This window comes from Sphingobacterium corticibacterium, assembly GCF_004208525.1.
In the GTDB taxonomy this organism is placed as follows: domain Bacteria; phylum Bacteroidota; class Bacteroidia; order Sphingobacteriales; family Sphingobacteriaceae; genus Sphingobacterium; species Sphingobacterium corticibacterium.
Window position 1 is genome coordinate 1,994,592 of record NZ_SGIT01000001.1, and the last position, 8,260, is coordinate 2,002,851.

General features: G+C 41.8%; 6 protein-coding genes. 2 read left to right on the plus strand and 4 right to left on the minus strand.

The features are described from left to right. Positions 1–121: 121 nt before the first annotated feature. Together EWE74_RS08650 and EWE74_RS08655 are read left to right on the plus strand one after the other, a co-directional pair. Positions 122–1,480: an OmpA family protein gene (locus tag EWE74_RS08650; protein WP_130141063.1), complete on the plus strand. Its 1,359-nt coding sequence runs from the start codon at positions 122–124 to the stop codon at positions 1,478–1,480. Positions 1,481–1,733: 253 nt separating this feature from the next. After that, the gene (locus EWE74_RS08655) at positions 1,734–3,554 is read left to right on the plus strand and encodes a DEAD/DEAH box helicase (RefSeq protein WP_130141064.1); all 1,821 of its coding nucleotides are present in this window, start codon (positions 1,734–1,736) and stop codon (positions 3,552–3,554) included. 127 nt (positions 3,555–3,681) lie between these two features. On the opposite strand, the gene rlmB is transcribed toward EWE74_RS08655, so the two are convergent. The 4 genes from rlmB to EWE74_RS08675 form a co-directional block, all read right to left on the minus strand. Beyond that, positions 3,682–4,455, minus strand: coding sequence for a 23S rRNA (guanosine(2251)-2'-O)-methyltransferase RlmB (rlmB, locus tag EWE74_RS08660; protein ID WP_130141065.1), 774 nt, complete (start codon positions 4,453–4,455; stop codon positions 3,682–3,684). A gap of 62 nt (positions 4,456–4,517) precedes the next feature. Next, complete coding sequence (locus EWE74_RS08665) at positions 4,518–6,320, minus strand: DNA polymerase III subunit gamma/tau (RefSeq protein ID WP_130141066.1); 1,803 nt, start codon at positions 6,318–6,320, stop codon at positions 4,518–4,520. Between the two features lie 106 nt (positions 6,321–6,426). Then, positions 6,427–7,155 (minus strand): MIP family channel protein, encoded by a 729-nt coding sequence (locus EWE74_RS08670; RefSeq protein WP_130141067.1) that lies wholly within the window; start codon positions 7,153–7,155, stop codon positions 6,427–6,429. A gap of 39 nt (positions 7,156–7,194) precedes the next feature. Further along, positions 7,195–7,743 (minus strand): PD-(D/E)XK nuclease family transposase, encoded by a 549-nt coding sequence (locus EWE74_RS08675; RefSeq protein WP_165384671.1) that lies wholly within the window; start codon positions 7,741–7,743, stop codon positions 7,195–7,197. Positions 7,744–8,260 lie beyond the last annotated feature (517 nt).

Consider the following 8,260-nt stretch of genomic DNA (forward strand, 5'->3'; position numbering starts at 1 on the left):
TGCTACAAGAGTTTTTTTTCTGCCCATTTCCGGCACAATAATCTTTCTCCCATCCTACTTTTGGCAAAACAATTGCATAGCGACATCTGTTAATACACAAATAATTATTGAGGTTTCTTATATGAAAAATTTTAACTTAAAAAATGTAGCCATCGCCAGTATGGTCAGCTTATTAGGCAGCATCTCTGTTGCCCAAGCACAGAAAGAAGGAAGTATCGAAGGCACTACTCCTCTTGGTCCTGAAGTGCAATACAGAACATGGTCTGTAGGTCTGAATGCCGGTGTATTGAACCAGTCCAATATCTTCGGCTTCAACAGAGGAGGTTTTGATCACATCGAACACGACTTAGGTTATAGCGCATACATCAAAAAACAATTATCCCCTTCTTTTGGTCTTAAGGCGCAATACATGGGTGGCAAGGTAAAAGGATCCATGGAAGACCCTAACAATAGCTCGGTTATCATAAATCAATTTGAAACTAAAATGCCTTGGTCGGCTGCGTTATCTGGCGAGTGGACAATGGCCAACACCAACTGGCGTTTCTTCAACAGCCTGATCAAACCATATTTCGCAATTGGATTAGGCGCGATGAATTTCGAGACAACATCCATACAACTTGGTGAGAACGCAACAGAGACAACAGCTGATAAACAAACTAAACTGTATGTACCTGCAGATTTTGGATTTAAGATCGCAGTTGCCAGAGGCATCAACATTGATTTAGGTTATCAGCTAAATTGGGCTAACCAAGATTTCGATGGTGTCCGAGGTGGCCAATATAAAAACGACTTGTTCTCTTATGCACATGCTGGGCTGGAGATTGCTTTAGGCAACAGCTTTAAACCAGCACTCAACAATTCCAATCCAGTCGCTACCTTGGTAAACGACTACAACATGAAGTATGATGACTTGAAAGCGCAGAACGACGCGTTAAAACAGGAGAACCAAGCATTATCTTCTCAATTGGCGGGTTTAAACAGTGATTTGCAAGACGATGATGGCGATGGTGTAGCCAATAAATTCGACAAATGTCCAAATACACCTGCCGGTGTTAAAGTGGATGGATCTGGCTGTCCTCTTCCGGAATTAAAACACGAAACAAAAGTAATCGAAAAGATCGTTGTTACGGAAGAAGATAGAAAAGTGGTGGATGAGGCTATTAAAAACCTAGAGTTTGATTTAGGAAAATCAACTATCCGCTCCACCTCTTACCCTTCATTGAATAGTGTAGCTGCACTTCTTATCGAGAAAAACTTCAGCTTAAAACTTGCTGGCCACACCGATAATACCGGCTCTATGCAAACGAACATGCGTTTATCGAAAGAACGTGCGGAGGCTGTTAAAGCCTATCTCGTTTCCAAAGGAGCGAACGCTTCCCGCATTGAAGCTACAGGTTACGGTCCGACACAACCTATTGCTACCAATGCAACAGCAGACGGTCGTCAACAAAACCGTCGCGTAGAGTTTACATTGTACTAGTTTTCTTTTTTTCCCTCAAAAAAAGAAACAAAAAAAATCGTCGCTTCGGATGTTTGACAGGGAAGAGCGTGCTAAGGATGGGATTTCTGCAATTGTCAAAAATCCGAATGCGACATAAAAAGTTAAGAAAGGACAATGCAATTGCGTTGTCCTTTCCATTTATCTCATTTTTTATTTTACATTTTTTTATTTCAAATATTATCCCTATCTTTGCACCGCCTTAGGCAATAGAGCCTATTGTATAATTTATTTCATGAACCCATTTTTAGACTTGGGGATCCGTCATGAAGTTGTTAATGCCATCACTGAGATGGGTTTCGAGAAACCATCTCCTATTCAGGAAAAAGCCATTCCTGTTTTATTGACTGGTAACGACGATTTTGTCGGATTAGCCCAAACCGGCACAGGAAAGACAGCGGCATTTGGTCTTCCACTTTTAGAGTTAATCGACTTTACTCAAAAGCATCCGCAGGCTTTAGTATTATGTCCTACGCGTGAGCTATGCTTACAAATCGCAAAAGATTTAGAGAAATTTGCTAAGTACATTGACGATGTACACGTTGTTGCCGTTTACGGTGGCGCAAATATTTCTGACCAATTACGCCAGATTCGTCGCGGTGTACAGATTGTCGTAGCTACCCCTGGACGTATGCTGGACATCATCGGCAGAAAAGCAATCGACTTCTCCAATGTGAAGTATGTTGTATTGGATGAAGCGGATGAAATGTTGAACATGGGATTCCAAGAGGATATCAACAACATTCTTTCGGAAACGCCCGACACAAAGAAAACATGGTTGTTTTCAGCAACTATGCCAAAAGAGGTACGTCGTATAGCACAAAACTACATGACCAACCCTCAAGAGCTTACTGTTGGTACAAAAAACACCGGTAATGCAAACATTGAACACCATTATTATGTCATTAAGGCTAGGGACAAATATGCGGCGTTCAAACGTATTGTAGACTATTACCCAGAGATTTTCGGTATAGTGTTCTGTCGTACAAAGATCGAAACACAAGAAATAGCGGAAGCTTTGGTAAAAGATGGCTACAATGCCGACTCGTTGCATGGAGACTTGTCTCAACAACAACGTGACAAGGTAATGAAACGCTACCGTGATCGCAGTTTGCAACTATTAATTGCAACAGACGTAGCGGCTCGTGGTATTGATGTGAACGATGTGACACACGTTATTAACTTCTCCCTACCGGATGAGGTTGAAAATTACACACACCGTTCCGGTCGTACGGCCCGCGCCGGAAAGACTGGTGTTTCCCTTTCCTTAATTAACGTTAAAGAATTAGGAAAAATCCGTCGCATCGAAAAAATCATAGGCAAACAGTTTGAAAAGAAACAAGTACCTCAAGCTGGCGAAGTCGTTGAAAAACAACTTCTTGCTATGACGGATAAAATTCGTAACGCGGAGATCAACGAGGAGCGGATTGCACCATACCTTCCAAGTATTATGGAAAGTATGCAAGATCTATCGAAAGAAGACATCATTACACGTTTCGCTTCGCTAGAGTTTAACCGTTTCTTAGATTATTATCAAAATGCACCAGACTTGAACGTTGATGCTCGTGAAAGAGATAGTGATCGTGGAGAACGTGGTGATCGCGGAGAGCGTGGTGAACGCAGAAGCAGAGCTGCTTCAAACGGATACACACGCTTGTTCATCAACCTTGGTTCTGTAGATGAGTTTTCACGTGGTGATATGCTTGGTCTAATTTGCGATGCCGCAAATATATCTGGAAAATCAGTTGGAAAAATTGATATGAAAGGTGTATTTACTTTCTTCGAAGTACAAGATGCTGAAGTAAACAAGGTATTCGAAGGATTCCAAGGTACAGAGTACAATGGCCGTGCAGTTCGCGTGGAAGTATCTGGCGACGAAAGCCGCAGCAGTGGTCGCTCTAGAGGCGGCGACAGCGGCGGAAGACGCAGAAGCGGAGGTGGAGATAGAGACAGAAAAGGAGGTTCTTTCAGAGGCGACAGACGTAGTTCTGGTGGCTTCGGTGGTGGAGAGCGCTCCGGAAGACGTCAGTCTTCTTCTTCTCGCTCTAGATATTAATCATTACGATTTATCATTATTTAAAAGCCGGGTTTTCTGAATGAAAACCCGGCTTTTTTCTGTTCTTCAGACTCAACCTCTCCCTCTCCGCAATTGTCTATAAATCTGTTTTTTCAACCTTTGCGAACTATTTATGACGTTGACGTATAGCTTCATAGATAACAATACCCGCGGAAACGGATACATTGAGTGATTTTATTTCTCCAAACATCGGTATCTTTGCCAGTTTATCTGAAACACGAATCAGGTCGTCTGATACACCGACATCTTCGGCACCTAAAACAATACAAGTAGGAACCGTGTAATCCACATCATACACGGAATCTTGTGTTTTCTCCGTACCCACGACCAGTTGTACGCCCGATTCGATAAGAAAACGTGCGGTACGCCCCAAAGCATCCTCACGACATACCGGAATCTTATATAATGCCCCTGCGGAAGTTTTAATCGCATCAGGATTGATTTCTGCAGACCCTTTTTTGGGTACAATAATCGCGTGGACTCCGGCACATTCTGCCGTCCGTGCAATAGCCCCCATATTGCGTACATCGGTCACACCATCTAACATCAATAAAAGCGGTGTGTCTCCTTTCTCATATATCACCGGCAACAAGTCTTCGATCTGCTGATAAGTAATAGGCGAGATGACCGCTATAACGCCTTGATGATTTTTTCGAGTAATACGGTTTAGTTTCTCAATAGGTACCTGCTGATAGCCTAAATTATGCTCTTTCAACAACGATTTCAACTCTAGGAAAAGACTACCACTCAATCCCCGCTGCACAAACAGCGACTCTATTTCCTTACCACTATCTATGGCTTCAATAACAGCACGGATACCAAACACCATCTGGTTTGATTCGCGCTTTTCTCCTCTTTCCCGCTGTTGGAAATTTCGCATATTTTAATTTTTAAATATCTAACACATCTTTATCCGGCAAAGATAAGAAAAGAAAGAAGTATTTAACTCAACCCGAGATTAAATGCTTTACGCAAGGTTTCCAATGCAGGGTTCTTAGAAACCATTGCTTGGTATTTTTCCACCGAAGTATAAGGCTTTCGAACTTTGGTGACTTCTACTTGTACACCGGTCAAGTCGAGTGAAAAATTTTGCAGCTCCACGCGCAAGTAATTTAGAATATCTATTTTACCTAATTTGAGTTCGTCCATCTGTACCCCGTTCTCCACATCTACTTCAATCATCACACCGTTTAAGCGTGGAGGGTTAGCCGTCATAATCGTATATAGCGTAATGCGGTTCGTTTGCTTCAAACGGTCTGCAAATGCATTCCAATGCATCATAAATGTATTGAACGTAACCTCTCGAAACGTATCCCCTTGAACAAGGTCCGGTTCATCCGTCTCTGCTTCAACCTTATCCTCAAATATCGTATTTAAATTGGGTACGTTCACCGAGGCTGAAATTTTACCCCATCCCTTTTTCACGGCCATATTTGTACCTGCTCCGGTAGATTTCTCTATAACCGGCGTGGAAGCGGTAGCTGGCACCTGTATAGGCGCAGACGCTCGCGGTAGCGTAGGCGTTGATGGTTTTGGTGTAGGAATATCGTTAACGACAGCCGTTGAGCGGCTTACAGCTGGGTCAGGGAGTTTTTTTTTTACCTCTGCCGTAACAGAGGGTGTAAAACTTCCCTGTTGACTCAGTAAAATAGCTGACGCGAGATGACACATCTTTAATAATGCCAACTCTACCTGTAAACGTTGGTTCTTACTGCTTTTATAATTAATTTCACACTGGTTGGCAATATTCAACACAGAGAGTAGGAGTCCTGAACTAAGTGCCTGGGATTGCTCCAGATACTTTCGTTTTATATTCTCACTCACTTCAAGCAATTTTAGCGTTGCAGGTTCTTTAGACACTAATAGATTCCGCGTATGTGTTGCCAGACCGCTAATGAAATGACCTCCATCGAAGCCATTATTTAACACTTTATCAAAAATCAGCAATGCCTGTGCAGCATCTTCCGCCGCCACATGATCCATCAGCTGAAAATAATAATCATAATCCAGGATATTCAGATTATCGATGACCGTTTGATACGTAATATTTTTATTAGAAAAACTAACAATCTGATCAAACATGGACAATGCATCCCGAAGTCCACCATCAGCCTTTTGCGCAATAATGTGCAGTCCATCCGATTCAAACGCTATTTCTTCCTTTTGTGCAATGGCAGCGAGATGATTCGCCATATCCTCTACCTTGATCCGGTTAAAGTCAAATATCTGACAACGGGAAAGAATAGTGGGGAGAATTTTATGTTTTTCTGTCGTTGCCAGGATAAAAATAGCATACGAAGGTGGTTCTTCCAGGGTTTTCAAAAACGCATTGAAAGCCGCCTGCGAAAGCATGTGCACCTCGTCAATTATATAGATTTTATATTTACCAGCTTGAGGCGGGATTCGTACTTGTTCAATCAGACTACGGATATCGTCCACAGAGTTATTAGATGCCGCATCCAACTCGTGAATACTGAAGGAATTTCCTTGCTGAAAAGATTTACAACTCTCACAAGTGCCACAGGCTTCTACCTGTTCGCTGATCTGTTCACAGTTTATTGTTTTCGCCAAAATACGGGCACAAGTTGTCTTCCCCACACCACGCGGTCCACAAAACAGAAAAGCCTGCGCCAGTTGATTGTTGTGGATCGCATTTTTGAGCGTGCTGGTAATATGCTGCTGACCAACAACAGAGTCGAAGGTCACCGGACGATATTTCCGTGCTGAAACAATAAAATTATCCATTGCACGAAGATAAGGATTTTAAGAAGTAAAATCTAGAAATTAGCATGTAAAAAAACCGCTCCCGAAATTACCTTTCGCGAAGCGGTTTGCCTATAACACTTACAAGCTATGCTATCGTATCACCCTTCGGCTCTGTCACTTTCCATACTATAGCAGCTATTACAGCACCTAAAATCGGTGCCACAATAAATAACCACAACTGCGATAACGCTTGTCCACCAGCCAGCAGGGCAGGGCCAAATGAGCGTGCCGGATTAACAGAAGTACCCGTGATCGGGATAGCCACCATGTGGATCAACAACAATGTAAAACCGATTGCCAAACCGGCCATCGTGCTGTTGCCAACTTTAGAGGTCGTCGCCAGGATGACGAATAGAAAAATAAAAGTTAACACGGTTTCCGTAATAAAAGCCGCTGAGATTCCATACTCGCTCTGGTACTTTGCTCCCCAACCATTTGCACCGTACGCCCATTCGCCGGCGGTAAAACCTGCTAATTGGCCACTCAATATTTGTTGGAGAACAAACGCACCGAGAAGTGCACCCAGGCACTGTGCAATGATGTAAACCACCGCATCCTTTACCGACATTCTACCTGCCAATAACACGCCAATCGTGACTGCCGGATTGATATGACAACCAGAGATACCACCAATAGCATAGGCAAAAACAACTACGGAAATACCAAACGCCATTGATATACCGAGTAGTCCTAGACCAGATAAACCTGCCATCGTATCTACTCCTGCAATAGCTGCTGCTCCACAGCCAAAAAGAACCAAGCCAAACGTACCAATTAGCTCGGCTATAAATTTCGAAGACATCTTTACTTCCATTATATAATCGTTAAAAATTTAAATTAGTAAAGCCCTAAATTAATGCTTCGAATGCTTTGGGATACTATCGAAAAAAAATGTTGTAGAACCTCTACGACAAGTTATAAACAACCAATATATCAACAATTTACCGTATTCTTTATTTAAACGCTTTCCGGCACGTTCTTTTTGTAGCTTAATTTCGATATGCGGTGTAGTTGAAAAAAACGAAAACCAGTATCGCTCCAAGAAATACAAAAACAGTATAACCCAACGACCAAATACACGTTTATCCAAAAATTTCGGTATTTCTCTCAGCTGCGACATATGTTTGAAAACATATAGCGACATATCCATAAAGGTCTTGATTTCAACTTCTTCTTTACGAAAATTAGACAGACTGAGAAGCTTGTGGAGCAGTTTGTCGTAAAACTGCGCTCCAATCTCCCGGTCGTAAAGCACCACTTCGTAATAATACTGATTACTCGCTGCTCTATCCACTGCAAAATCAAGGATACCGATGAAATAAACTTCCGGAAGTTCATACGTATTGCCCTTATAACCACGCGGCACCAGTGTATGGATAAGACGCGAACTGTAGTAAACCATTCGGTCGCGGATGATAGGACAGAGTTACACTCTTAATATCAAGATATCGAAAGAAATGTGTCCCCCAAAAAAACTTTACCCTAACCCCTTCCGGCAAAATTTTAATTACCCAACTAGAAAACAATCTCGAAATAAGCAGAAATAACAATACGATTGCATAAGTTAAAATCAGTAACCAAATAAAAAATGTCGCTCCAATCGGTTTTGAAAGCAAAAAGTAATCCTCAACAAAGTTTATAAATGGAAAATACATGAAGAACCATATAAGTATTGTTCGTAGTACCAGCGCATTTTTTCTTTCTTTGAAATGTGAATAGTTTTAATATTTGCTTCCATTTTCGCCTACCAACTAATATTTAAAGTGTATTCTCTATTATAAACTCCTCTAACTGCGCTGATCTCATATCTACCCGCTGAATGAACCGCTCGCTGTTTAGCAAATATGATGATGGATATTTGTATATATTATATTTGTTTACTTCCGTTTCAGCATCTTGAAGTTTAATCATCGTCCAAT

Coding starts and splice junctions, on each gene's coding strand:
- rlmB (WP_130141065.1), bottom strand. CDS start 4,455: ATGCGAAATTTCCAACAGCGGGAAAGAGGAGAAAAGCGCGAATCAAAC.
- EWE74_RS08675 (WP_165384671.1), bottom strand. CDS start 7,743: ATGGTTTACTACAGTTCGCGTCTTATCCATACACTGGTGCCGCGTGGT.
- EWE74_RS08650 (WP_130141063.1), top strand. CDS start 122: ATGAAAAATTTTAACTTAAAAAATGTAGCCATCGCCAGTATGGTCAGC.
- EWE74_RS08655 (WP_130141064.1), top strand. CDS start 1,734: ATGAACCCATTTTTAGACTTGGGGATCCGTCATGAAGTTGTTAATGCC.
- EWE74_RS08665 (WP_130141066.1), bottom strand. CDS start 6,320: ATGGATAATTTTATTGTTTCAGCACGGAAATATCGTCCGGTGACCTTC.
- EWE74_RS08670 (WP_130141067.1), bottom strand. CDS start 7,155: ATGGAAGTAAAGATGTCTTCGAAATTTATAGCCGAGCTAATTGGTACG.